The sequence below is a fragment of the Niallia sp. FSL R7-0271 genome (genome assembly GCF_038005785.1).
Lineage (GTDB): Bacteria > Bacillota > Bacilli > Bacillales > Cytobacillaceae > Niallia.
The window spans coordinates 1,198,149-1,224,112 of sequence record NZ_JBBOTZ010000001.1 but is presented as its reverse complement, the minus strand read 5'-3'; the positions used below and the strand labels follow the sequence as shown (position 1 = coordinate 1,224,112).

At 38.3% G+C, this 25,964-nt stretch carries 27 protein-coding genes and 1 riboswitch; of the genes, 13 read left to right on the top strand and 14 right to left on the bottom strand.

Annotation, left to right across the window (positions count from 1 at the left end):
* Positions 1 to 60: 60 nt before the first annotated feature.
* Positions 61 to 777, bottom strand: coding sequence for an NAD-dependent deacylase (locus tag MKX82_RS06180; RefSeq protein ID WP_341079418.1), 717 nt, complete (start codon positions 775 to 777; stop codon positions 61 to 63).
* A 159-nt stretch (positions 778 to 936) separates the two neighbouring features.
* Between MKX82_RS06180 and MKX82_RS06175 the strand changes: the two genes are divergently transcribed.
* The 6 genes from MKX82_RS06175 to MKX82_RS06150 all read left to right on the top strand — a co-directional run bounded on the left by MKX82_RS06175 (position 937) and on the right by MKX82_RS06150 (position 5,254).
* Complete coding sequence (locus MKX82_RS06175; protein ID WP_233314662.1) at positions 937 to 1,344, top strand: YkvA family protein; 408 nt, start codon at positions 937 to 939, stop codon at positions 1,342 to 1,344.
* A 72-nt stretch (positions 1,345 to 1,416) separates the two neighbouring features.
* Positions 1,417 to 1,525, top strand: a riboswitch (TPP riboswitch).
* Between the two features lie 157 nt (positions 1,526 to 1,682).
* Positions 1,683 to 2,684, top strand: a complete 1,002-nt coding sequence (locus MKX82_RS06170) for an ABC transporter substrate-binding protein (protein ID WP_233314663.1) — start codon at positions 1,683 to 1,685, stop codon at positions 2,682 to 2,684.
* Positions 2,684 to 2,974 carry a thiamine-binding protein gene (locus MKX82_RS06165; protein ID WP_233314664.1) on the top strand — a complete coding sequence of 97 codons (291 nt, stop codon included), beginning with the start codon at positions 2,684 to 2,686 and terminating at the stop codon, positions 2,972 to 2,974. Before MKX82_RS06170 ends, MKX82_RS06165 begins: the two co-directional genes overlap by 1 nt.
* Positions 2,974 to 3,735 (top strand): ABC transporter permease, encoded by a 762-nt coding sequence (locus MKX82_RS06160; protein WP_237941132.1) that lies wholly within the window; start codon positions 2,974 to 2,976, stop codon positions 3,733 to 3,735. The genes MKX82_RS06165 and MKX82_RS06160 overlap by 1 nt, the downstream gene beginning before the upstream one ends.
* Positions 3,736 to 4,497 carry an ABC transporter ATP-binding protein gene (locus tag MKX82_RS06155; protein WP_341075773.1) on the top strand — a complete coding sequence of 254 codons (762 nt, stop codon included), beginning with the start codon at positions 3,736 to 3,738 and terminating at the stop codon, positions 4,495 to 4,497. It abuts the gene before it with no gap.
* Positions 4,481 to 5,254 (top strand): TatD family hydrolase, encoded by a 774-nt coding sequence (locus MKX82_RS06150; protein ID WP_341075771.1) that lies wholly within the window; start codon positions 4,481 to 4,483, stop codon positions 5,252 to 5,254. The genes MKX82_RS06155 and MKX82_RS06150 overlap by 17 nt, the downstream gene beginning before the upstream one ends.
* 36 nt (positions 5,255 to 5,290) lie before the next feature.
* On the opposite strand, the gene MKX82_RS06145 is transcribed toward MKX82_RS06150, so the two are convergent.
* A complete protein-coding gene (locus MKX82_RS06145; protein ID WP_233314668.1) occupies positions 5,291 to 5,638 on the bottom strand; it encodes a hypothetical protein in 348 nt (115 codons plus the stop codon).
* A 142-nt stretch (positions 5,639 to 5,780) separates the two neighbouring features.
* Here MKX82_RS06145 and MKX82_RS06140 point away from each other — a divergent pair, with 142 nt between their 5' ends.
* Together MKX82_RS06140 and MKX82_RS06135 are read left to right on the top strand one after the other, a co-directional pair.
* Positions 5,781 to 6,458, top strand: a complete 678-nt coding sequence (locus tag MKX82_RS06140) for a cobalamin B12-binding domain-containing protein (protein WP_233314669.1) — start codon at positions 5,781 to 5,783, stop codon at positions 6,456 to 6,458.
* Entirely contained in the window at positions 6,455 to 7,060 is a 606-nt protein-coding gene (locus MKX82_RS06135) for a hypothetical protein (RefSeq protein WP_233314670.1), read from the top strand. Before MKX82_RS06140 ends, MKX82_RS06135 begins: the two co-directional genes overlap by 4 nt.
* A gap of 9 nt (positions 7,061 to 7,069) precedes the next feature.
* Here the strand turns inward: MKX82_RS06135 and MKX82_RS06130 are convergent, their stop codons facing one another.
* The 4 genes from MKX82_RS06130 to MKX82_RS06115 all read right to left on the bottom strand — a co-directional run bounded on the left by MKX82_RS06130 (position 7,070) and on the right by MKX82_RS06115 (position 12,044).
* Positions 7,070 to 10,612 (bottom strand): CheR family methyltransferase, encoded by a 3,543-nt coding sequence (locus MKX82_RS06130; RefSeq protein WP_341075768.1) that lies wholly within the window; start codon positions 10,610 to 10,612, stop codon positions 7,070 to 7,072.
* A 346-nt stretch (positions 10,613 to 10,958) separates the two neighbouring features.
* Positions 10,959 to 11,096 carry a YjcZ family sporulation protein gene (locus MKX82_RS06125; protein WP_233314672.1) on the bottom strand — a complete coding sequence of 46 codons (138 nt, stop codon included), beginning with the start codon at positions 11,094 to 11,096 and terminating at the stop codon, positions 10,959 to 10,961.
* 36 nt (positions 11,097 to 11,132) lie between these two features.
* Positions 11,133 to 11,234 (bottom strand): YjcZ family sporulation protein, encoded by a 102-nt coding sequence (locus MKX82_RS06120; protein ID WP_233314673.1) that lies wholly within the window; start codon positions 11,232 to 11,234, stop codon positions 11,133 to 11,135.
* A 243-nt stretch (positions 11,235 to 11,477) separates the two neighbouring features.
* Positions 11,478 to 12,044: a GbsR/MarR family transcriptional regulator gene (locus MKX82_RS06115; protein ID WP_237941128.1), complete on the bottom strand. Its 567-nt coding sequence runs from the start codon at positions 12,042 to 12,044 to the stop codon at positions 11,478 to 11,480.
* Positions 12,045 to 12,368: 324 nt separating this feature from the next.
* Between MKX82_RS06115 and MKX82_RS06110 the strand changes: the two genes are divergently transcribed.
* From MKX82_RS06110 to MKX82_RS06100, 3 genes are read left to right on the top strand one after another with little or no spacing between them, the layout of a single operon-like run.
* Complete coding sequence (locus tag MKX82_RS06110; protein ID WP_233314675.1) at positions 12,369 to 13,607, top strand: quaternary amine ABC transporter ATP-binding protein; 1,239 nt, start codon at positions 12,369 to 12,371, stop codon at positions 13,605 to 13,607.
* Entirely contained in the window at positions 13,607 to 14,452 is an 846-nt protein-coding gene (locus MKX82_RS06105) for an ABC transporter permease (protein WP_233314676.1), read from the top strand. Before MKX82_RS06110 ends, MKX82_RS06105 begins: the two co-directional genes overlap by 1 nt.
* 4 nt (positions 14,453 to 14,456) lie before the next feature.
* The gene (locus MKX82_RS06100; RefSeq protein ID WP_233314677.1) at positions 14,457 to 15,335 is read left to right on the top strand and encodes a glycine betaine ABC transporter substrate-binding protein; all 879 of its coding nucleotides are present in this window, start codon (positions 14,457 to 14,459) and stop codon (positions 15,333 to 15,335) included.
* A 240-nt stretch (positions 15,336 to 15,575) separates the two neighbouring features.
* Here the strand turns inward: MKX82_RS06100 and MKX82_RS06095 are convergent, their stop codons facing one another.
* Positions 15,576 to 17,063, bottom strand: coding sequence for a flotillin family protein (locus tag MKX82_RS06095; protein WP_233314796.1), 1,488 nt, complete (start codon positions 17,061 to 17,063; stop codon positions 15,576 to 15,578).
* Positions 17,064 to 17,111: 48 nt separating this feature from the next.
* Complete coding sequence (locus MKX82_RS06090; protein ID WP_341075757.1) at positions 17,112 to 17,624, bottom strand: hypothetical protein; 513 nt, start codon at positions 17,622 to 17,624, stop codon at positions 17,112 to 17,114.
* A gap of 274 nt (positions 17,625 to 17,898) precedes the next feature.
* Here MKX82_RS06090 and MKX82_RS06085 point away from each other — a divergent pair, with 274 nt between their 5' ends.
* Positions 17,899 to 18,204: a hypothetical protein gene (locus MKX82_RS06085; protein ID WP_233314679.1), complete on the top strand. Its 306-nt coding sequence runs from the start codon at positions 17,899 to 17,901 to the stop codon at positions 18,202 to 18,204.
* A 57-nt stretch (positions 18,205 to 18,261) separates the two neighbouring features.
* Here MKX82_RS06085 and MKX82_RS06080 read toward each other — a convergent pair whose 3' ends face one another.
* The 6 genes from MKX82_RS06080 to MKX82_RS06055 form a co-directional block, all read right to left on the bottom strand.
* A complete protein-coding gene (locus MKX82_RS06080; protein ID WP_341075753.1) occupies positions 18,262 to 19,047 on the bottom strand; it encodes an ABC transporter ATP-binding protein in 786 nt (261 codons plus the stop codon).
* A 116-nt stretch (positions 19,048 to 19,163) separates the two neighbouring features.
* Positions 19,164 to 19,430 carry a phosphocarrier protein HPr gene (locus MKX82_RS06075; protein WP_233314681.1) on the bottom strand — a complete coding sequence of 89 codons (267 nt, stop codon included), beginning with the start codon at positions 19,428 to 19,430 and terminating at the stop codon, positions 19,164 to 19,166.
* Between the two features lie 153 nt (positions 19,431 to 19,583).
* A complete protein-coding gene (locus MKX82_RS06070; protein ID WP_341075750.1) occupies positions 19,584 to 19,928 on the bottom strand; it encodes a PTS sugar transporter subunit IIB in 345 nt (114 codons plus the stop codon).
* A 22-nt stretch (positions 19,929 to 19,950) separates the two neighbouring features.
* Positions 19,951 to 21,882, bottom strand: a complete 1,932-nt coding sequence (locus MKX82_RS06065; protein ID WP_341075748.1) for a BglG family transcription antiterminator — start codon at positions 21,880 to 21,882, stop codon at positions 19,951 to 19,953.
* Between the two features lie 214 nt (positions 21,883 to 22,096).
* The gene (locus tag MKX82_RS06060; RefSeq protein WP_233314684.1) at positions 22,097 to 22,813 is read right to left on the bottom strand and encodes a gamma-glutamyl-gamma-aminobutyrate hydrolase family protein; all 717 of its coding nucleotides are present in this window, start codon (positions 22,811 to 22,813) and stop codon (positions 22,097 to 22,099) included.
* A gap of 146 nt (positions 22,814 to 22,959) precedes the next feature.
* Entirely contained in the window at positions 22,960 to 24,519 is a 1,560-nt protein-coding gene (locus MKX82_RS06055; protein WP_341075743.1) for a bifunctional metallophosphatase/5'-nucleotidase, read from the bottom strand.
* A 339-nt stretch (positions 24,520 to 24,858) separates the two neighbouring features.
* Between MKX82_RS06055 and MKX82_RS06050 the strand changes: the two genes are divergently transcribed.
* Positions 24,859 to 25,785, top strand: coding sequence for a phosphate/phosphite/phosphonate ABC transporter substrate-binding protein (locus MKX82_RS06050; RefSeq protein WP_233314686.1), 927 nt, complete (start codon positions 24,859 to 24,861; stop codon positions 25,783 to 25,785).
* The last annotated feature ends 179 nt before the right edge of the window (positions 25,786 to 25,964 follow it).

Here is a 25,964-nt window from a genome sequence, read left to right as displayed (position 1 = left end):
GATACACAAAAGTTTGCAATCCCTTCCCCATACCCTAGTTTTTGCAAAGATTGCATTTTTTTATATGCTGTTAAGCTTTGCCTCTGCACATTCAAGCGTTTGGCCGATTGCTTCGCGGATTAGGAGATCAGCAAAATAATCAAACTCTGTTTCTTCGTTATTAATAATTATTAATTTACTTCCCGTCTGCTTAGCGAGCAAGGGGATTTGATTCGCTGGTGACACACTCAGTGAAGAGCCTAGCACGATAAACACATCTGATGCAATAGCTGCTTTTTCTGCAAGAAGAAACGGTTTTTCCGGCAGCATTTCTCCAAATAAAACAATGGATGGACGCAATGTGCCGCCGCATGCACATACATAAACCTCATGCAGATATTCGTTGCACGAATATGTTTTTTTACATGTTTGGCAATGGAGCTTTTGCAGAGTCCCATGCAGCTCATACACCTTTTTACTTCCTGCAAGAAAATGAAATCCATCTACATTTTGGGTTATAACCCCTTTTAACAAACCTCTTTTCTCCCACTCTGCCAACAGAAAATGGCCCTTATTCGGCTTAAATTCAGAAATTCCTAATACTCTTTCCCTGTAAAAGGCGATAAAATCTTCTAAATGATGGTTCAGTGCATCTGTGCTTGATAAATATGATTTTTGTTCATTTGTCCATAATCCTTTATCTGCAGACCGAAAATCGGGCAAACCACTTTCGGTTGACATACCTGCACCGGTAAAAACGACAAGGTGGTTTGCATTTTTAATCCATTCTTCCAACATCATGATCAGCTCCAGTTCTAATCTTTACTTTCATTGTAACAACCATACGAAAAGAAAGTAAATTTCTCCTTATTAGTTTTATCTCCTATATAAAGGGAAATGTTTAATGAATGGTAAAGAAGCAAACATTATTTATACAGTACACTTTATACGGAGTTGATGATGTTGTTATTTAAAAAAGATAAAATAGAAACAGGATATAAAAAACATGAAAAAAAAGCGGCTGCACTTGTGGAACAGCCTTCCAGACTAACAGAGCTGTTAAAAAAGGCTGTTCCAAAAGCAACCTCTAACAGAAAGTGGCTATCGTCTCTTTGGGACAAGCTTCAGTTACTGCTTTCGTTAGTCAAGGCATACCAAAACGGCACATATCGGCAAATTAACAAAAAATCAATGGTGCTGATTGTTGCAGGATTATTATATTTTTTGTCTCCATTAGATATTATTCCGGATTTTATCTTTGGCATTGGAATTGTCGACGATGCACTTGTCTTAAAATACGTCCTTTCTGCTGTTAATCAGGAGCTGATTGCTTTTGAAAAATGGAAGAAAAACAGCCAAATTTGATTTATATGATGGAAGATATAGGACAAGTCTTATATATCTGCTATAATAAGCAGGAAAACAGAATGAGAAAAAAAGAATTACTAGGGGAACCAGTGTTGCTGGTTGAGAGTTATCCGAAAGATAAAAACCCTTTGAACCTGATCTGGTTAATGCCAGCGTAGGAAACGGACATTCTTTACATACCTTTGTATTTAAAGCGTTCAGGTTCATGTAACTTGAACTTTTTTTTCGTTTTTATAACAGTTGCCGGCTCACTTTTAACTTAAAGTTATAGTGCAGCAACTCTCCTACTTCGTTACAGGTTCCTAACTTTTTTTCTTACTACAGGAGGAAGCATTATGAAAAAAGCTTTAATGGCTTTTGCCGCAGTCCTGCTTTTAGCAAGCTGCAGCAACACATCAGAAAACAGCAAGGAGCAAGGGGAAGACAAAAAGCAAAAAATCACTGTTGTTCTGGATTGGACACCAAACACTAATCATACAGGACTTTATGCAGCAGAGGAAAAAGGTTATTTCGCAGAGGAAGGACTTGATGTTGATATCATCACACCTGGTGAAGCTGGTGCTGATTCCTTAGTCGCATCCGGAAAAGCAGACTTTGGCGTTAGCTATCAAGAAGGAATTACACAAGCAAGAGTTCAAGGTGTGCCACTCGTATCAATCGCAGCAATCATTCAGCATAATACATCCGGATTTGCTTCACCTGCAGAAAATAACATCAAATCACCTAAGGATTTTGCAGGTAAAACATATGGAGGCTGGGGTTCAGAAGTCGAAGCTTCTGTCATCTCTTCCCTGATGAAGCAGGAAAATACGGATGTTAAAGATGTTGATATTGTTAATATCGGAGATGCTGACTATTTCACGGCAATGAAGCAAAACATTGATTTCGCCTGGATTTATTACGGCTGGACCGGAGTGGAGGCAGAGCTTCGCGGCGAAAAGATTAATATGATTTACTTAACTGATTACAGTGATAAGCTTGATTATTACACACCTGTACTTTCCACAAACGAAAGTATGATTGCAGATAATCCAGAAACCGTCAAAGCTTTCCTGAAAGCAGCAACAAAGGGCTATGAATACACAATAGATAACCCGGACGATGCAGCTTCCATCCTGTTAAAGCATGCACCAGATTTAGATGAGGAGCTAGTGAAAAAAAGCCAAGAGTGGCTGGCATCTAAATACCAAGATGACGCACCTCGCTGGGGGGAACAAAAGCTGTCTGTTTGGAAGAACTATGCTGATTGGATGTATGACAATAAGCTGTTAGAAAAGCAGCTTGATGCAGACAAAGCATTTACAAACGAATTTCTGCCTGAAGGAGGAGACGAATAATGGCAAATGCTTTAATTAGTGTACAAATCATTCCAAAAACAAAAAACGGGGAAAATGTAATTCCCTATGTGGATGAGGCAATTAAAATTATTCAAGATTCTGGTGTTAAATATGAAGTCCATCCGTTAGAAACAACGATGGAAGGTGACATGGATGAGCTGTTTCAAATTATCAGCTCCATGAACAAAAAGATGACAGACATTGGATCGAGCAATGTTATTACCCAAATTAAAGTTCTTTATCAGCCTGACGGAATTACAATGGAAGACTTAACGGGGAAATATCGCTAATGAATAAATTTTTATTAACATTTTGGAGACCGTTACTGGTTCTCCTTCTTTTATTTGGACTTTGGGAAGCTGCTGTAAGGTTTTTTCATATCGAGAACTGGTTGCTTCCCTCTCCTTCGGCGATACTCACGGAAGCGAATGCAAGCTGGGATACTTTTTTCGTTCACTTGATTGCCACTACAAAGCTGTCTGTTATCGGGTTTTTGATTGGTAGTGCAGTCGGACTACTGATTGCTGTCACATTGCATCGGGTGGCTTTTTTCCGGGAAGCTGTGTATCCTCTGCTGATTCTGTCTCAAAACATTCCAACTATCGTGCTTGCACCACTGCTTGTAGTATGGTTTGGTTTTGGTATTATGCCGAAGCTAATTGTTATTACACTCGTATGCTTTTTTCCGATTACAGTAGCCTGTCTTGACGGATTCAGACAAACATCTCCAGAGCTTAAACACTTTATGCAAATGTCAGGCAGCACAAAACGGCAAATGTTTTGGAAGCTGGAGTGGCCTTATGCCCTGCCGTCGATTTTTTCTGGATTAAAAATATCAGCTACCTATAGTGTTATGGGTGCCGTTATCTCTGAATGGCTTGGTTCGAAAGAAGGAATTGGAGTATATATGACTATGGCATCCAAATCATTCCGCACAGACCGTGTATTTGTGGCGATTTTTGCTATTATGGCATTAAGTTTGCTCTTTTTCGTTGTCATTAAACTGCTTGAGAAATGGTGCATCCGCGGCCAAAGCAAGGAGGAGAAGTAAATGGGCAAACTGGAATTAAAAAATATAAGCATGTCATTTGAAAAAAAACCTGTTCTACGAGATTTAAATATGACGGTTCAAGAAGGAGAATTCGTTTCTATATTAGGACCATCGGGGAGTGGTAAAAGCACCATCTTCCATCTCATCGGCGGGATGCTAAAGCCTGATGCAGGAAACATCATGCAAAACGGCAAGGATATTACTGGACAAAAAGGCCATATCAGCTATATGCCTCAAGCACCCTCCTTATTTCCTTGGCGGACTGTATTGGAAAATGTATTGATTACCCAAGAAATTAACGGCAAAAAGGATAAGGCGCTTGCACTGGATATGCTCAAAAAAGCAGGCTTATCCTCCTATGCTAATGCCACTCCTGCTGAACTGTCAGGAGGGATGAAACAACGTGTTTCCTTTGTTCGAGCCTTAATGAGTCCGATGCCACTGCTTCTTTTGGATGAACCGTTCGGCGCCCTTGATGAGCTGACGAGATTGGAAATGCAGAAATGGCTCTTATCGTTATGGAGTATGGATAAAAGAACGGTTCTCTTTATTACTCATAATATTGATGAAGCCTTGTATCTGTCGGATAGAATTTATATCCTTCCTTCTAATCCGAACGATAAGCCTATGGAAGCAACGGTGCCGTTTCCTCGGCCGAGAGCAGACGATCTTTGGCTCAATCAGGAATTCTTAGAATGGAAGAAAGATATCTATTATAAACTTAAACCTTCGGAGGTAAAGCAGATTGAACAGAATAATTGATGCTCATATTCATCTTGACCAATATTCCGAGGAGGAAATTGCCAATATCCAAAGAGATGAATCAATAGCTGCTCTTATTGCTGTATCAATGGACAAAGCTTCCTCCATCCGCAATCGGCAATTAAGCAAAAATTTCTCTTTCGTTCACCCGGCATTCGGCTTTCATCCAGAACAGCCGCTCCTAAAGGATAGAGACTTCGCAGACTTATTTGAATGGATTAAGCTGCATCAGCAAGATATGATTGCAATAGGCGAAGTTGGTCTTCCTCATTATGAAAGACAAAAAGACCCACAAAGTTATCCTCTTGAGCCGTATCTTGAAGTACTTGAGCAATTTATCCTGCTCGCCAAGGAAGTGAATAAACCAATCATTTTGCACTGCATTTATGATGAAGCACCGCTTGCTTTGGAATTATTAGAAAAACACAGCTATATGGAAGCCCACTTTCATTGGTTCAAAGGAAGCGAAACTACATTAGAGCGGATGAAGACAAACGGGTGCTATATCTCCTTTACACCTGATATTGTTTATGAAGAGGAAATCCAACGTATTGCGGCACAATATCCTCTGCAAAAGATCATGGCAGAAACCGATGGACCATGGCCCTTTGAAGGCCCTTTTCATAACCATAAAACAATGCCTGCCATGATTCATCACACAATGGAGAAACTATCAAAACTAAAGAATATGCCAGCAAAACAAATATATAATCAACTATTGGCTAATACGAAAGCTTTCTATTTTAATATCGAATAAGGAAAACTCCAGCAAATCTGCTGGAGTTTTCCTTCATTATTGACTGCCTGCTTTAATGATTACCATCCCTTCAGCCAAGATTTCCAGATAAAAGATTATTTCATCTGTCTGTTCTAATTCGCGAAGCTCACTAGCAATCCACTCCAAGTTTATATAAAGTAAATGCTTACCTACTCCTCTTGTCTCAAGGACCTCACTTAACCAGATGATATAATCATGGAATATCTGCTTATTTTGAAGAGAAAAGGCCGTTTCCATATACTGAAAATGATAGTTTATATCCTCTCTTGTTCGTTTTCTCCCATTTTCTCCAAACCTTACTAAATCAGGATACTGTTCATAAAACTTAACAAACAGTTTTTCGACGATTTTTTCTTTATCCAAAAGATTCATCTCTTTATCTCTTTATCCCTTCTATGATTTTCTAGTTAACTGATCCAGTATTTATAGTATAATTTATTTACTACAATTTCGAAACTTCATTCATAACGAAGACAATACTCCAGATTGGACGTGACAATACAAAGTGACGCATTTCGTTTCGGCTAAAGAGCTTGCTGGCGCTTTACTTGAAGGCAATATACAAAAAAGCATGGCAATTATTCAGGAACTTGATTATCAAGGCTATAATACTTCTTTTATTTACGATGAATTAATTACACCTGCCATGAATTATATCGGAGAATTATGGCAAAAAAACGAAATAAGTGTTGCAGATGAGCATTTAGCTACAGGTATTTGCGAAATCATACTCTCTCATTTTATGCTGAATATCCAAAAGAACGATGCACTAGCAAAAAAGGCATTATTATTTTGCCTAGAAGGGGAACACCATACGCTAGGGCTAAAAATGGTAGCTTCGACCTTCGAAGAAGCTGGCTGGGATGTCAAAAACCTCGGTGCTAACCTTCCGCTTGAACACGCTGTTTATATGGCACAGAAATGGAAGCCTGATGTAATTGGCATGTCCCTGTCGATGTCTTATTCAATTCCAACTCTCCGCCCATATATTGAACAGCTTGAAGAGCTAACACCACAGCCTGCAATAATTGTCGGAAGCAGACTGCTTCATGATTATAACTTAAGACCATATGCAAGTCCTGCAACCATCTTTATATCAGAACAATCACAGTTGAAATACTGGCTTAAAGATTACAATGAAGAAAGCAGCTTTATTCATTCTGCAAGAGGTGACTCTTTATGATGGTAGATTTATCTTTGATGCCAATGCCATTCTTCCTAATAAACGACCGCTATTCCATATTAGCAAGATCTAATGCAAGCAAAGCGAGGTTTTTTGCTGCTGATAGTTTTCTGGAGCTCGTTGATCTTGAAAGCCGCGAAAAAACGATTGCCTTTCTTACAGACAGCCATGGAAAAACATCAATGGAAGCGAATATGAAAACAAGTGAAGGTTTGGCTCTATGTCAGATTCAATATACATATGATTCAGCTAACAAACATTATTATATCGTTTGTCATTTCATAGACAGCCAATATATCAATCTTTCCTATGAGCTAAACCAGCTAAGAGAAGCATTGCTCAAACTGCAGGCTGGGCAGGATATAAAAATTATGCCTCCAGTCTTAAAGCAGGATAAAGAAAGTCTTGATCATCTTCAAAATCTCGATACAAAGAAAAAGCTGGATAAAGTTAAAAGGTCAACTTCCACAATAGTTGACCTGCTCGGTGTTATTTCCCCGCTCATTATTGAAGATGGAAAAGGGGAATATTCGGAAATGATTTATGATGAGCTGTATGAAATAAAGTCTCTTGTTGATGAAATGAAAAAAGCCCTTTACTAAGGGTTTTTTTCATTTGACAGGAAATCTCATTTCAACAGTTGTACCTACTCCTACTTCACTATGGAAAGTCAGTGTGCCTTTATGGTTATCAATGATTTTTTGACTGATCATCAATCCTAAGCCAGTTCCTTTTTCCTTTGTTGTATAGAAAGGCTCGCCCATTCTTTCTAGCTGCTCCTTCGGTATTCCCTTCCCTTGGTCTGACACTTTGACAAGAAGCTGACCTTCTGTCTCCATTCGGGCAGAAATAGAGATTGCACCTTCTGAATCCATTGCTTCCATTGCATTTTTAATCATGTTGATAAACAGCTGCTTCAACTCTTTTTCATTACAATAAACAGGAGGCATATTCAGTTCATAGTCTAGTGCAAGACTGATATTTTTTAAGATTGCCTGAGTACTCAGCAATACATTGACATCTTCTAGAATTCCTTCTATTTGCTGCTCTTTAAATGCAACAGCTTGCGGTCTTGCCAATACTAGGAATTCACTGATAATCAACTCCAGCCTATTGAATTCTGAGAACATCACTTCCGTATATTCCTTGTTATATGTATTGCTCTGCATCATCAGCTGCAAGAAGCCTTTCAGTGAAGTTAATGGATTTCGAATTTCATGGGCAATACCTGCGGCAAGCTGGCCGACAGCAGAAAGCATTTCTGATTTTTTCAGCATGGCTTCTGATTTTTTATTTTCCGTTATATCCTCAGATGTGCGAAGAATATTAACTAAATTTCCATAAGAATCTTTAATCGGATGAAAACTGACATTCTCCCATCTTTCAATACCATCATCCAAACGGTAAGTAATATTCCCTTCCCAATCATTGCCTGCTTTAATAGCTTCCCAAACTGCTAGAAATCCCTCTGCATTTAAGTATTGCTCGTACACATCTAATATATGCAGGCCTATACAATCGAGTTCTTGCTTAGTCTGAAGCTTAAAGCGCTCATTTGTATATTCAATTCTACCAGCTTTATCGGTAATAATAATGCTTGTCGGACTCTGTTCAATCACGCTGGAAGTCAGACTCAGCTTTTGATTATAGGTTTTAATTTCTGTAATATCGGTAAAAGTAATAACAACACCATCGACAATATTATCGCTCGTGCGGTAAGGCATTGCCTTCATGCCATACCAGTTGCCGTCATAGCTGCGAATTTCTCTTTCCACTTTAGATGTCGTTTTCAATACTTCCTTTGCGTCCTCAAGTAAGGAACCGTACTCTAAATTATGGGAGATATGAAATAACGGACGGCCAATATCCATGTCCAGCACATTGACGATTTTCTGCACTTCTGGTGTAAATAATTTAATGTTGAAACCTTTATCTAAAAAGATCGTTCCTATATTTGTGTTTATTAATAGATTATCCAAGTCATTCGTTAAATCGGTTAACTCGGCAATCTTATTCTCGTATTCATTATTAACGTTTATAAGCTCTTCGTTGACAGATTGCAGCTCCTCATTGGTCGATTGCAGCTCTTCATTAGAGGCAATCAGCTCTTCATTCGTTGATTGCAGCTCTTCATTGGACGTTTCAAGCTCCTCTATTGTTGTCTGCAGATTCTGTTGCGTATAGAATAATTCCTGCTCTAAATCGATGACCCTTTCACTGATTGTGCTGTCATGGTCAAAATAGATAGGTGAGGAAATAATTCCTTTACTTTCTTCTTCCTCATGAAACAAAAGAATCGAAAGAGCATCTTTATCAAGAAATCTTTTAATCGTTAAGTCGAAATATTTTTCTTCCTTGTCAATGACTAACAGCACATTTTTATACGTTACTTCTGATTCGTTTTCTCTTAGTTTTTTTAAACCTGTTCCAATAATGACCGACAGATGAGCTGGAACCATTTTAAAAATACTGTAATTCGTTTCACCAATCGGAACCGATAAAAAACGATTCGCCTTTTTCGAGGTGAGCACCACTTCATTCTGCTCATTTAAAATGATGCATGGATTAATAAAATCATTAACAAGCTTTTGATAAAGCAAGTCTACCTTTCGTCCTGGCAGTGCATCAAAGAATGTGGTAGGTACATGCACATCGGAATTTGTGGTTTCCTTCGCCTTCGTTTTGGAATGAATTGCAGGCTCCTTCAAATCCCATTTATCACTTTGCTTGTTGCGATAGATTTTCCATTTAGAATGGATAGGCTCAAAAAAGCCAGAAAGCTTGCCAACTGTTTCACTTGATCCTAAAAACAGTATTCCATCCTCAATCAGGGAAAAATGGAAAAGCGACAAGATTCTTTGCTGCAATTCAGGCTGGAAGTAAATCATCATATTGCGGCAGCTGATTAAGTCAATATTTACAAAAGGGGAGTCTTTTGAAATATTATGGGGAGCAAACACAATTTTCTTTCTGATTGTTTTCTTAACTTGGTACTTTTCACCGGCAGGCTCAAAGTATTTTTCTTTTATGTATGACGGAATTTCGCTTAACAGTTCACTATCATATATCCCTTGGCTAGCCGTCTTTATAGAATCTTTATCAACATCTGTTGCAAAAATACGAAAATCAATTGAATCTTCAATTGTCTCGATATACTGATCAATAAGCATAGCCATTGTATACGCTTCTTGTCCTGTTGAACAGCCTACAGTCCACACCCGGATTTCTTCTTCACCATTTTTTATTTTTCTTTCTACAAGCTCTGGTATCAGCTTCTCGATTTCCTTAAAGGCTTCTGGATCTCTGAAAAATTGAGTTACACCGATAAGAAGATCCTTTTGCAGTAAATCAATCTCCTCTGGAACCTTAAACAAATAATCACGGTACGCATCTAATGAATGCAGCGGATCTTTAATTACCTTCATTCTTCTTTCGATTCTGCGCAGCACACTGCTTTTTTTATAATAGGAGAAGTTAATACCTGTTTTTTTCAGCAAAATATTAAAGATATGCTTAAGTGACTCTTCACTATAATTTAAGCTGGATGGATCTGTAATTGTCTGGATGATTACAGGAATGTCAGAAGGAGCTTCTACATAATCAGCAACTCCTGAAGTGATTGCACTTTTTGGCATGTTATGGAATTTAGCTGTATCTTTTTCCTGAACAAACACAATTCCTCCATTCTCTTTTATGATCTGAATACCTTCTGTCCCATCTGTTCCATTACCTGAAAAAACAATACTTATTGCCTTCTGCTGCTTTTCATAGGCAAGCGACCTGAAAAATGTATCGATTGGAAAGTTATAATGCTTGTCTTTCTCATATTCCTCCAGCTCAAAAACTCCTTCTTTAATTGTTAAGAACTGATTCGGAGGATTTAAATAGATCGTATTAGGAACCAACTGCATTCCTTTTGCCGCCCGTAAAATATTCATGTTCGTTTTTTTGGCGAGCAACTCCGGCATAAAACTCTTATACTTGGATGAAAGGTGCTGTACAATGACAAAGACCATACCTGTGTTTGAAGGCATATTGGCAAAAAACTGTTCAATTGCTTCCAGTCCGCCAGCCGAAGCCCCAATTCCGACCACATAATAGTCATTCATCCTATCAGTATGCTCCGATGAATGGGTAGAGATGTTTTCAGTCATAATTTCCCCCGATTCTATAAAGAATATATGTATTTTTAAGATATAAATTGATGCCCTATGTTATATGTCTATAATTATACTACTCCAACACCTATTGTAATATATGGTAAAAAGTGACAATGGTTTATTCATGATATGTAACTATGTTTTAATTGAATTTTTCCTCTGCTGTCAAACGGTAAATAACCCATCTTCTTTGCATGTCCCCTCACGTCCCTAATTCAAAAAATTTTTTTAGTATTCTTTACCCGTTATTTTTAGGCTCTAAACATTTTTTATCGTTTTTTTTATTTTTTTTATCGAAAAAGCCTGATTCCACGTCTGGAATCAGGCTTACTCCATATACTTACCATTTAAAGCAAGCTGCACCTACAATAATCAAAAGAATAAACAAAACAACGATTAACGCGAAACCTCCGCCGTAACCATGTCCTCCGCATGAATAACCGTAGCTAGGATAACCACATCCACCATATCCGTACATATAGTGTTCCTCCTTATAATTAATTATTTTTATCTCTTAGTAAAGTCCGCCGTAGCCCCAAGAAGCGCCAATGATTACCAACAAGATGAACAAAACTACTAATAGAGCGAAACCTCCGCCGTATCCTACTTCACCCATAATTAACTCCTCCTTTTTTAAATTCCATATATCCTATTCAAAACCCCCAGAATGTGCGATAGTCAAATGCACATTTTTTAGGTTTTTGACTAGTACAAGCAGGCACCCGCACTCTTTCTCATTGCAAAAAGGAGCACAGCTGCTGTCTCACCTATTCGTTCCAATCAACATTCTCTTAGTGAAATATTTTTTCTAAAAAACTAAAAAGGCCTCTCTTAAATTATAGAGAGGCCTTTTAGTTTGTTATTCTGTTTCCTTCATAGGTATAAGCTTAAAGATTTCCTTTGATTCCAGACTGTCTACAAATCTTTCGAGCCAATCATAGTAATTTAGAGCGTACTCGAGTTTTTGGATGTCGCTTTTCGCCATTTCTTTTACTTCTTCGTCGACATCTTCCCGGTCCAATAGCTTGTTTAATTCAGTCAGTGATTTTTTCATTTCGGTTTCATTTTCCGAAATAGCCGCTCTCCACTTAATTGCAAAAAAATCAACAAAGTTTTGGTACCAATCACTTTCTGCCTTGTATAGGTCCTTTCTTACCCCTTTTTTCCATACTTTATCGACCATCTTCAATTCCAATAAAGTTCTGACAGATGTACTCATGCTCGTTTTGCTCATGCCGAGCTCTTCTTTCATTTCATCCAGTGTCATTGGCTGCTCTTGAAACATTAACATTCCATATAGTCTGCCGATTGAATCTGTTACGCCATACAAGTCCATATTTTGAGCAATTACGTCAATTACTCTTTCTCGAGCCCTTTCCAGTTGTTCTTTACCTTCCATTGCTATATTCACATCCAATTTCATCATTCATTATATAGAAGAAAAACGGAGAAACTGATGCTTTGTATCTTTGTGGCAACTCTCCACTTTTTCGCATCTACGTTTGTTCAAATTAATTATTATTCCTTTATAGATTATCATGATTAATAAATTTGTAAAGAAACAATCACAATAGCATTCGGCAGTATTTAAGAGGAATTGTAAGGAAACGTCTATTACAGTACGTACAGTTTTTTCTGTACGTACAGAATGAATGAATTTGACTGAATATAAGCTTTGCGAGAATAAGTTAATTAATACTATACTTATGGAGTGCCAGCTTGACGGTTCCCGAAAAAACGAGGTGAAAGAATGGAAAACAACGTAAAAGTGAAAATTGAAGATGTTACAAAAATCTTCGGTAAAAACAGCAAAAAAGCCATTTCCCTTCTCCAAAAGGGTGAGAGTAAAGGGGAAATATTAAAAAAGACAGGTTCAACTGTCGGTGTTAACAAAGCAAGCTTTGAAATTAAAGCAGGCGAAATATTTGTCATTATGGGATTATCAGGGAGCGGTAAATCAACACTAGTCCGTTTGCTGAACAGACTTATTGATCCGACACTAGGGAAAATCTACATCGATGGCAAGGACATTGTGAAAATGTCTAAGGAAGAACTACGTAAAGTCAGAAGAGAAAAGATTAGCATGGTATTCCAAAAGTTCGCTCTTCTTCCGCACCGCACGATTCTGGAAAATACAGAGTTTGGCTTGGAAATACAAGGGATCGATAAAGCTGCCAGAAAACAGCGTGCTTTAGAATCTCTTAAACTAGTCGGCTTAGAAGGTTATGAAAACCAATATCCAGATCAGCTCAGCGGCGGAATGCAGCAGAGGGTTGGTCTTGCGAGAGCACTTGCAAATGATCCAGACGTATTGCTGATGGATGAAGCTTTTAGTGCACTTGACCCGTTAATCCGTAAAGATATGCAGGATGAATTACTTGATTTGCAATCAAATATGGAAAAAACAATCATCTTTATTACACATGATTTAGATGAAGCTTTACGTATTGGTGACCGTATCGCCTTAATGAAGGACGGAACCATTGTCCAAGTAGGTACACCAGAGGAAATCTTAATGAATCCTTCTAACGACTATGTCGAGCGTTTTGTCGAAGATGTTGATCTTTCGAAAGTATTAACAGCAAACCATGTTATGAAACGTGCAGAAGCTGTTAACGTAGACAAAGGGCCTCGTGTTGCTCTCCAAATGATGAGAGACCTCGGAATATCCAGCATTTATGTAGTCAATAAAAAAAGAGTGCTGCTTGGTGCTGTAACAGCAGATGCAGCTAAAAAAGCGGTTGAAAGCAACATACCTCTGCATGAAATATTGGAAGAGACAGTAACAGTAAGCGGTGAAACATTGCTGGTTGACCTCTTCGATAAAGTTTCAACTGCAAGTATACCTGTTGCAGTAACAGACGGGGAACATCGCTTGAAAGGCATGCTTGTCAGAGGTGCTGTTATCGGTGCACTTGCCGGCAATAATGAAAATATTAACAGTTCATTAGAAATGATTGAAACACAAAAAACGGAGGTGCTTAACTAATGGAAAATCTATTTCCAAAACTTCCGGTTGCAGATTGGATTGACACATTTGTAGATTGGCTGACTACCACATTCGCAGTAGCATTCGACGGTATCAGCGAAGGTCTTGAAGTTGTAGTAGATTCATTGGTAGCTGTATTTGCTTTTATCCCTTCCTATATCTTTATTATTCTTATGACATTGATTGCATGGAAATTAGCAAATAAGAAAATCGCATTATTTACTTTAGTTGGTTTATTTCTAGTTGATAATCTTGGGTATTGGGATCCAATGCTTGACACATTAGCACTTGTGCTGTCAGCTGTCATTATTTCGATTATCATAGGGGTGCCGCTTGGAATTTGGGCATCGCAAAAAAATACTGTGAAGCAAATAGTTGTTCCTGTACTAGACTTTATGCAGACAATGCCAGCATTTGTATATTTAATTCCTGCTATTTTCTTCTTTAATATAGGAGTCGTTCCTGGTGTAGTAGCATCTGTTATCTTCTCCATGCCACCTACTATTCGATTAACGATTCTTGGTGTTCAGCAAGTACCTGCTGATATTACGGAAGCGACCGAGTCCTTCGGAAGCACCACAGCACAAAAACTATTGAAGGTTCAGCTTCCCCTTGCCATGCCGACAATAATGGCCGGTATTAACCAAAGTATTATGCTTGCGCTATCCATGGTAGTAATCGCTGCAATGGTCGGAGCTCCTGGATTAGGTGCTGACGTTTACCGAGCAGTTACTCAAATCCAAATCGGACGTGGCTTTGAAGCCGGTTTGGCAATTGTAGTGGTTGCAATCATTCTTGATAGAATTACACAAAATCTTGGTACAAAAAAACGAGGGGGAATTTAAACACATGAAAAAATTAATAACATTAGTATTTACAGCAGCATTAGTCTTCGCTCTTGCTGCCTGCGGTTCTAAAGCAGACGAGAATGCTCCCATCGCAGAGCAGGTAGATCATGAAATTATCGGAATTGACCCTGGTGCAGGAATTATGAAGGCAGCAAACAAAGCCAAGGAAGATTATGATTTGTCTGACTGGGAAATTGTCGAAGGTTCAAGTGCGGCAATGACTGCCACATTAAAAAAAGCTTATGATAAAAAAGAGCCAATCATTATTACAGGATGGACTCCGCATTGGATGTTTAATGCATATGATCTGAAATATTTAGATGATCCTAAAGGTTCATTCGGCGAAGATGAAAACATTCATACAATTGTTCGCAACGGTTTAAAAGAAGATATGCCAGAAGCATATCAAGTGCTTGATAACTTCCATTGGGATACAGATGCAATGGGCGAAGTTATGATGGAAATTTATGATGGAACACAACCTGAAGATGCAGCTGCTGCATGGGTGAAAGATAATGCCGATGTTGTAAGTGAATGGACGAAGGGCGTTTCAAAAGTAAATGGCGATAAAATTAAGCTTGGCTATGTTGCTTGGGACAGTGAAATTGCCAGTACAAATGTTATCGGCAAAGTTTTGACTGACCTAGGTTATGACGTTACATTAAGCCAAGTTGAAGCAGGTCCAATGTGGACTGGAGTGGCAGATGGAAGCCTTGATGCACATGTTGCAGGCTGGCTGCCAATAACACATGAAGATTATGCTACTAAGTATAAAGGCAAGTTTGAAGATCTAGGTGCAAACCTAGAAGGCACAAAGCTTGGTTTTGTAGTTCCAAGTTATATGGATATTGATTCTATTGAAGACTTGAAAGCAGAATAATCCATCAAAAGGGTATCCTAAAAAATAGGATGCCCTTTTAGTTTGCTAAGAAAAAAAGGAATTAAGAATAAATATTGCTTTAAAGATTTGCAGGACATTTAAATGATATGATGCATTCAAAGCGAGCAGTTTTTTCTGTAGTCCCCATCCATTTCGATTATTTATAGAATGAATACAGTTCCTCTTTAAAGTTTGTTTACAGACGAAAGGGTATCCTCGAATCAGGATACCCTTTTCATCTTATTCCTTTACTTCTGAAGGGAGCGCGTCGACTCTCTTACCTGAAAGATTATCCAGAAGCTCCTTCACATCAATCCCAGCAGATGCTTTTAAAGATTCTTGCATTGTTGCCATTAAATCAGTCGCATATGCTGATACTTTGTTTGCACCAGAGCTGCCGTTTCCGCCTGTATCGACAACTGTAATTTTATCGATGTTGCCAAGCGGGCTTGCCACTTGTTTCGCATACTCAGGAAGCATCTCCAACACCATATCTAACATAGCTGCCTGGCCATACATATCATATGCTTCCGCAATCTTCCGCTTCGCCTCTGCCTCTGCTAAACCTTTCAAGCGGATGATTTCTGCTTCTGTTTCCCCTTTTGCTTTCTCAGCTTCCGCTTTAGCCAATCCATCGACACGAACTTTTTCGGCTTCTGCCTTCGCTTGTGACTCAATTCTGTATTGATTGGCATCGGCTTCTGCCATCTGTCTGCGTTTATTTGCTTCTGCTGACTGCTCCACTGCGTAACGGTCTGCATCGGCTTTCTTTTTCACTTCCGAATCATATTGCTTTTCTCTTCTTAGTATCTCTTTTTCTTCCAGTTCAATCTGCTTTTGTCTTTCAATGATGCGAATTTGCATTTCTTGCTCTGTTACATCTTGTTTAGAACGTGCAGTTTCCAAATCATATGCCTGGTCAGCACGAGCTTTCGCTATATCCTGGTCTCTTCTGAAATCAGCCATTTTCATCTGATTTTCCTTTTCCGCTTCTGCTATTTCAGTAGCCCGCTCCAATTCTGCCTTTTTCGCATCCTTATCTGCTTCTGCTCTTTTAATTCTTGTTTCTTTGTCTGCCTCAGCTGTAGCGATGTCTGCATCTCTTTTCACTTGGGCAATTCTAGGCTTACCAAGAGAATCTAAATAGCCGTTCTTATCTCTTACATCCTTTATTGTAAAGGAAACAATCATTAAGCCCATCTTTGCCAAATCTTGTGACGCAACCCGCTGCACTTCTTGAGAGAATTTATCTCTGTTTTTATAGATTTCTTCGACTGTCATACTCCCTAAAATCGAGCGAAGATGACCTTCCAGCACTTCTCTTGCTTCATTTTCCCGATCTCCTTTTGATTTTCCAAGGAACTGCTCGGCTGCAGTTGCAATTTCGCCAATTGATCCGCCAATTTTTATAATAGCCGTACCATCAGCCATAACAGGAACACCTTGTTCTGTATAAACTTCTGGTGTGGATACATCTAGCTTACTTGACAGCAAGCTTAGCGGCTCTGACTGCTGAAACACAGGCAAAATAAATGTACCGCCGCCGCGAATAATCTTAATTTTATTTCCTGATTCATCAACATGAACATTTTTCGAACCTAGATAGCTGCCTGTAACGATAAGTGCTTCATCAGGCCCTGCTGTTTTATATTTAGCGATAAAAATACCTACTAACGCAATAAACAAAATAAGTACAATTCCGATAATAATCCAAATTTCTAGAGCAATTCCCATCATTGTTCCTCCTTCTTTCCCTTATGTTGTAAGTAAATCATTTCAGCCGTCATACGGGACGACATAGCAAATCCGGTCTCTCACCTCCACCACAATTGTTTCTGTTCCATTTTCGATAACTTCATTGTAAAAACTGGCCGCTGTCTTTGAAATATGTCCGCTTGTGCTTTCAATCATTATTTCCCCGAAACCATCCTTTGGAACTGCAGTTATTACTTTTCCGATTCTTCCCTTTAAAGACTCTTCATTGTACACGAGCGACTCCTCTGCAGAAGATAATGGAATTAATACAAAAAAGTGGAAGCAACTTGCCGCAATTAAGGCCGCTATCGCCGACAGTCCAAGAATTAACAGACTGTTCATACCACTATAGCGTTCTAATAAATATCCGCATGCTGACAAAATCGTCAAAAAGGAAAGCAATAATGTAGGATTAAGGATGCCGATATCTGCATGAATAATATCGGAAAAAAAGATGGAGAACAAAATGAGCACCGCTGAAATCACTAATACAGCGAGATAAATGGATATTATACTAACTCCGAATAGCTCCATTTAGCATCATTCACTTTCTAAAGTTTTATTTATAAAAAACACTCTCCCAAACTAAACCATTCACCACCTATCCTTTCTAAATGTTTTGATAACTTATTTACGAAGAAAGCGCGGAGAAGTTTCACTATTTATTAATTTTTTTAATCATTCACATTTTTATTATTTACTATCTTTCTAAATTACGATTATTAATCATCTTTTTTTGAAAATCTCATATTTTACTAATAAGGGAATTTTTAAATATTTATTGAACAATGCAAGTATGGAGGAAAAGATGAATCGATTAGAAAAACATGCAAACCAGGATCATAAAAAGGGGAAAAAAAAATTATACCTTATTAGCTGTGGTGTCTTACTTCTTCTTTTTATCGGCGGCTTTATTTTCACAGAGCTATTTTTTGCAGATAAGCCCAATGACCAAAACCTAGGAGACAAAGTAATCATTACCCTTCCAACTGGCAAAAAAGTATTTACTTATGAGAATCTGATTGTCGAGGAAAACGGAAAGCTATTATATAAAGGGGAACGAAACACCATTGATTTAACTGGCGGTGTTGTTGTTTACGAGGATTGGGATTAACCATGCACATGATTTAGGCTGGCCAGAAATTTGGCCAGCCTTATTCCATCTCTTAAGTCATTGTGTTACATGTTTAGCCAAAAGCGGCCGTCCATTACTCCAGATAACATCGACAGGAAAGGAGAAATACTCGCTTAAGCTAGAACTTGTCATAATTTCTTCCGTTTTTCCTTTAGCAAAAACAGTCCCCTCCTTCAAAAGCAATGTGGAAGAAAATACTGGCAAAATTTCTTCCAGATGATGTGTCACATAAATAATCGTCGGGGCCGCTTCCATTTGCGCCAAGGTTTGAATTGTTTCAAGCAATTGCTCTCTTGCTAAAAAGTCAAGGCCGGTCGCCGGCTCATCAAGAATTACCAGCTCTGGGTCGAGCATAAGTGCACGGGCAATTAAAACACGCTGCTTCTCTCCTTGCGATAAGCTGGAGTATGCCCTGTCGGCATATTCATAACAGCCTAGCTCTCTAAGAAGGCGGATTGCTTTAGCCCTGACTTCATCTGTAGGTGTTTCATATAAACCGATGCTTGCATAAGCACCGCTCAAAATGATTTCATAGGCACTGTCTGATACATAAAGATTTTGCTGCAGCCTGCTCGATACAAGGCCGATTCTTTTTCTTAAATTAGCACCAAGCTCTGATGCACCGAATTCTTTGTCAAGCACAGTCATCTTTCCGACTGTTGGATGATAATAAGCGCAAATCATATTAAGCAGCGCACTTTTTCCTGCTCCATTTAAGCCATATAGCACCCAATGCTCTCCGCGGTTAATTTCCCAATTAATATCCTTTAAAATCCATTTCCCATTCCTTTTAAGTCCAATACCTTCTGCCTTTACAACCATTAGTTTTCCCTCCCATTCCCATTTTACATGATAATCGGAATATTTGGACAATAATTCTTATGAAAACTAAAAGCCCCCTAATGTATAGGGGGCCTTTAGTATGTATTTTGTTTGGATTAGCCTACTAGGCCTTCTTTTTTAAGAACTGCTTCCAAACCATCTACAGCTTCTGCTTCGTCTTCACCAGTAGCAGAAATAGTAATTTCTCCGCCTTTTGGTACACCAAGTGACATAACGCCCATGATGGATTTCAAGTTTACAGATTTGCCTTTATATGCAATTTGCATGTCTGATTTGAATTTGCTTGCAGTGCTTACTAATAATGTAGCTGGTCTTGCATGTATTCCAGTTTCATCAATAATAGTAAAAGTTTTTTCGCTCATAGTAAAATACCTCCAAATAAAAATATGTGTTACCTTTCTATTTTAGCTGATTTTCAATGTTAATACTAACTTTTTTTCTTTTCTTTTCCGTTCTTCTTCTATCTTTTGATAAAGTCAGAAAACTATTCATGTTTTTTTGCGTGTTTGAAAAGCTTATTGCTGGCCATCCAAAAAGGCCAGCCCGCTGTTTTTCTTTTCTGAAACCAGTTTCACAGCAAGGTCAAGAACTTCCTTTGCATTAAACTTTCCATAGTCCACCGTATTAATGATGGAAACAGGAATTTCTTTTTTGCTTGCCATTTTTGTAACATCACGGAGCAGAAACCGAACTTGCGGTCCAAGCAAAATAACATCTGCTTTATCTAAATGATGGTTGATCGCTTCAGCAGGAATCGCCCAGATAGTGCAATCTATATTATTGATCTCTGCATATTTCTTCATTTTGCGCACAAGCAAGCTTGTAGACATGCCGACAGCACAGCATAATAATATTCTCATGATATCCTCACCCTTAACTCTCTTATGAAGGAAAAACAGCCTTAAATTCTGGAAAGCTTTTGCATTTCAGCATATGCTGAATAATGGCAGGACTGTCAAGAACATCTCCCAGCACATCATACATTTCCTGAAAATCTCCTGTACTGTTCTTTTGCACACTTAACAGACAAACAAACTGAACATTCTTTCCGCCCCAGTCAATTGGCTTTTGCAATGTGCAAAAGGCCCAAAAAGTCTCCTCAGTCTGCGGCGTATTTGGATGCGGGATGGCGACTAAATTCCCAAAACATGTCGGTGACACTTTTTCGCGCTTTCTCACATTATCCATAAAGCTTTCGTCAATTAAGCCTAACTTCAAAAGCTCTGCCTCTAAAAAGGCAAATACCTCTTCCTTTTTATCAAAAGGCTGCTGTAAGAAGACTAACTCGCTTCTAATAGAAGAATCAGCTTTGTTTTTTGCCTTCTTAGAATATAATGCTCCATTGATTTTCTCAAAATCTCTGTCTCCAAGAATCGTATTAACTTCAATAACAGGAACAGGCACTTCTTCCTTAATGGGAATCGTGCTGATTATAAGGTCAATTTCTGCAAAATTGATTTCTTTCACCTTATAAAGCTCTGTTGTTCCGATCATTTCAAGTTCTGAGCTGTATTGAGACTTCAGCTTATAATAAAGCAGATTGGCACTTCCCACTCCTGATGCACAGACAATCATGCACCGTTTCTTTTTACTGCTGACTTTTTTTCTTTCCATTGCTGCTCCAAAGTGCAGAGCCAAAAAGGCAATTTCATTTTCGTGAATGTCATAGCCTAATTCCTTATTAATAACTCCTGCAGCCACAACTCCTGCTTCAAAAGGAATAGGATAATTAGATTTAATATCGTCTAACAACGGATTTCTCAAATTCATTTTATAACGAAATCTGTTAATCGCTGGCTTCAAATGCAAAGACAATCCTGTAAACAGCTCTCTGTCTTCTTTAATGCCGAGGTCCATCTTTTCGTCCGTTTCAGCGAGTATTTTTTTGGTCAAATCCATGATACTTTCATCAATAAATTCAAGCACTTCCCCATCTGTTAGCTCATGATGAGTCAGCAATTTTGTGCCTAGAAGGTGGATGGCGATATAAGCAATTTCTGTTTCAGGAAATGCTACGTTAAGCTCTTCTTCAATTGTTCGAACAATTTTTTCAGAAACTGCATACTCTTTTTCCTTTAGTATTTCATTTTTTTCTTTCGGAATGGCGGAAATATAATTCCCTTCCCGTATACGCTTACAAGCAATTGCAATATGAACAACGAGATTATTCAAGCTAATGTCGGATAAGGTGATGCCAGCATCCCTGATTTCTTCGAGAATGATATTGCGAATAGCTGCTAACTCTTCATTTACTAAGAGGGCTGCTGGATCATATGTCAGCTCTGTCTGATCAAGCTTTCTATTAAATAGATATTCTGACATGCAAAAGCGAAGATTAACTTCATCCCCTTTTATTCTTAGTCCACTGTTTCCTGTCTTCTCGACTTTTAAATCATAAACTAAAAGAAGCTCTTTCACCTCTTTCAAGTCATTTTGGATCGTCGATTTGCTTATGAACAGCTCTTCTGCCAAGTCTTCCAGCTTTAAGTTTTTATCTGTCAGCAAAAGCCTGTTAATAATGTAGTGAACTCTTCCGCCTTTCAGCGTCGGAATAATATCGTCTTTTCCCTCATGAAAACTTTCTTGCAGAAATTTCCGAAAAAGCTGGTCACTTTCAATTACTAATTTATAGCCTTGTCCTCTCACAGATTTAATTTTCGCGCCATTTGCCGCTAGCAATGATTCCAGTTCCTTCATATCATTGCGTATGGTTCTTGATGTAACATGAAGCACTCTCGATAATTGTTCACTTGTTATTAGGTCCTCTGCAGCCATTAGCTGCTTTAAAAGATTTCCTGTGCGATTTTCTAGCATCTATTTCACCCCAGTATACTCTTTTCAATCGCTTGGGTTTACGATCTTTCAAGTTTGCTTTACCAATAAAACAATATTTCATCTACTTAACATACTAGCACTTTTCTCATATGTTCTCTATAAAAAAGGGGAAATAAACAATTATCATGCTCTCTAAAGGAATAAACCAGAAGAGGGCTGCTGTTTGCTGCCCTCTATCCGCTTAAACTAATGTTTATTTTGCCGCAGCGATAAACTCAGTGAAAATCCGATTCATTCTTTCATTGGTGGAAGCCATCGACTCTGGATGCCATTGTATTCCTAATAAAAAATTACCATAATCCTTATGTTCAACTGCTTCAATAATGCCGTCAGAGCTTTTTGCTGTCACGATCAATTCTTCTGCGAGCCTGTCTATTGCCTGATGATGGAGACTGTTGACTCTTTCCGACTCTACTCCCATTATTTCATAAAGTTTGCTGCTCGCATCAATGCTTGTCCAATGAGTATCTCTGCTGCGCTCTGCTGTTTGGGTATGCTGAATGCTGTCACTAACTTGGCTTGGAATATCCTGAAGCAATGTACCACCTAAAGCAACATTAAGTATCTGAACACCGCGGCAAATAGCCAGTATCGGCTTTTGTTTCTCCATCGCTGCTTTTATAAGCGCGAGTTCAACTTCATCTCTCAAGGGAATCGTGCTTGCCAATTTTTGATGTGGGTCTTGATGATAAAACTGAGGATCTACATCCTCTCCGCCGCTTAACAGAATCGCATCGCAATGATCGACCATCTCTTCTGCCAGCTCTGCGCTGACAAAAGGCAAAATGACCGGAAGTCCGCCATTTGCATGGATTGTTTTTTGATAATCATGATGAACATATGTCCCCTCCATAAATTTATTATGAAGGACATACGCACCTGTTATCCCGATTACAGGCCTGTTTGCCAAAGCTTCTCATCCCTTTCCAATAGTACAAATTAATTTTTTAATATTAAGACTATAGCAGTAAAAAAGGAATGTCAATGAAATATTACTGTATGAAAAAGAAGCATTGCTGCCAATGCTTCTTTCCTAGTTATGAAGATGTATTCCTCTTACCAGACAACTTTCCAGTTAAGGTCGCATGTTGCCTTGACCGTTTTTCTTTCCGTAATATAATCAGCGATAAGCTCAGACATGTCAAACTGCACTTCTCTTAAAACAGGCTTATTCTGATACATGAAGTAGTTACCGCCCCCGCCGGCCCGATAATTATTCATAACTACTTCAAACTGTTCGTCTTTCTTTATATCCTTGCCTGCATATTGCAGCTTCGTGACTCTTTGTCCGACTGGCTTAGAAATATCTAATATATATTCAATTCCTTCCCACATATCATAATTATAATGCTGCGGTTTTGGATATAGATATGTCTTATTTACGGCTGGATTACCGTTTTCGTCGACTTCAAAGTATTTCGCGCTTTGCTCTAATGCATCCTTTATATCCTCGCCAGAGATGGCCAGAACCTTCAGCGTATTTGGATAAATGTAATTAGAAACAATGTCTCTCATTGTCACATTCGGCTTGAAGCCAGGTGAATCATTGTTGAACAGTGCTGTATTAGCGATTTTTACACCGGCTGCTTCCATTTGAACTTTATTAATAAATTCAATTAAAGGGCTGTCCGACAAGCGGGTTTCCATTGGATCACAGACAGTCATATCTCCGTCGATAAAGCCTATCGGTGTATCCAGCCATTGTTGTGTGCTTTGTTCATAGCTAGTAGCAAGCGCCAAAATGTCAGGATCTGCCTCGACTCCTTCTGTCGAAAGCAGCTCAGATTTCTTTGCTGCAAGCTTTCCATTTTCAGTGAACGTTAACGTGATTTTACCGACTAGCTGGCCATTGTTGCTTGCCTGAATAACTTCAATACCATTGATGTTGCCTGTCAGTGTTCTGTGCTGATGACCTGTTATCAGTACATCTAAATGTTGGATTTGTTCACACATGCTAAAGCCCTGGTTTTCCCCAGTAAGAGCTTCTGTCGGCTCTCCTGTGTCTATATCTTTTTCAAACCCGCCATGATAGGAAACAACGATGCAATTAGGCTGCTCTTCTGCTTTTATTTTCTCGACCCAATACTTTGCTTCTTCTAATGCATCATGAAAGCGAAGTCCGCTTATATTTGATGGATTTTCCCAATTTGGTATGTAATGTGTAGTAATGCCAAGTATTGCAATTTTGATATTGCCAGCGTTCTTGATTATGTATGGCTTGCCAAGAAAAGGTTGATTTGCCGTTTCATCGATTATGTTTGCACATAACCAAGGGAACTCTGACTCTGAGGCTGCTTTGCGGAGAATATCGAGTCCATAGTTAAATTCATGATTTCCTATAACTGCGCCATCATATTGGAGCTTATTTAATATTTGGATCATTGGGTTTTTTTTATCAGCCAATGCATGCACATAATGATAAGTTAATGGTGTTCCTTGAATTAAATCCCCATTGTCTATAACAATTGTATGCTCATTTTTGGCCCTTTCTTCTGCAAGAATAGCTGCTACTTTTCCGAGACCAACATTTGCCGGCTGGTTATTGCCATAAAGAAGAGGATAAATATTCCCGTGCACATCGCTAGTAAATAGTATTGTTACATTTGTATCTGTCAAATTTCTCCACTCCTATATCTTTAATCGTACACTCGCTTGCATGCTTTATTATAGTAGAAGAGTATCATTTTTTCTTTCTTTTTTTTCAGAAAATAGCATTCTATCTATTTAGTGCGATATTTCACAATAATATTTTCTGGAAAATAATAAACATTTGTCCATTCATTGTTCTTTCAAAAACGCCGACATAACTAGTTTTACAATAATTATCAGAATATTTCAATAGTTATTATTTACAAAAAAATAATAATTTTTTTATACAAAATTTTCACTATTTTACAATTTTATATGCTATATTTTTACATGTAATAACACATAACATCTTTCGGAGGTAAAATAATGTTCAAAAAAATTGCAACATTCGGTCTATCTTTGTCGTTAGCAGCAGGTGTTCTTGCTGGCTGTGGATCATCAAATGAAACTGGCTCAAACGCGTCAGAGGGATATGAACCAAAGGAATTAACCGTTCAGTTTGTTCCTTCTCAGAGTGCTGATACACTTGAAGCAAAAGCAAAACCGCTTGAAGATTTGCTATCTGATGAACTAGGCATTCCAGTGAAAGTAAGTGTTTCTACTAACTACAACACAATTATTGAAGCAATGGCTTCTAAACAAGTTGACGTTGGCTTCTTGCCTCCAACAGCTTATGTATTAGCTAAAGAAAAAGATGCTGCTGATGTAATTCTTCAAGCACAACGTAAAGGTATTAATGATGATGGTTCAGAAAAAGACGAATTGGTAGATTTCTATAAATCTATTTTCGTAGTGAAAAACGATTCTGGCATCGATTCCGTTGCTGATCTAAAAGACAAAAAAATCGCATTCCAAGATGTTACATCATCTGCTGGGTATGTATGGCCTGCGGCTACATTAATGGATAATGATCTTGACCCACTTAAAGATGTACAAGGTATTACAGTAAAAGGTCATGACCAAGCAATCATCTCTCTACTTAATGGTGATGTGGATGCTGCAGCTGTTTTCCAAGATGCTCGTAACATTGTAAAAGCAGATTTCCCAACTGTGTTTGAGGATACAAAGGTTATTTCTTTTACAGAGGAAATTCCTAACGATACAGTATCTGTACGCTCTGACATGACAGACGAATGGAAAAAGAAATTACAAGATGCATTTATTGCCATCGGTAAAAGTGATGAAGGCCATGAAATCATAAGAGAAATTTACACACATGAAGGATATGTTGTTTCTGATGACAGCAATTTCGATGTTGTACGTGAATATGCAGAAAAAGTAAAGACTGAATAGTATATATATTAGGACAAAAGTGCATGGATTTCTAAATGTTTAAAGAAAATTCTTTTACATACACGCAATTCAAGTTCTTTTAATCACTATAAATCTATTCAACCAACCATCTAGTAAAAATACTAGGTGGTTGGACTTATTTTCTCTACTAAGCATCGGAGTTAGTAAATTCCGTTGTT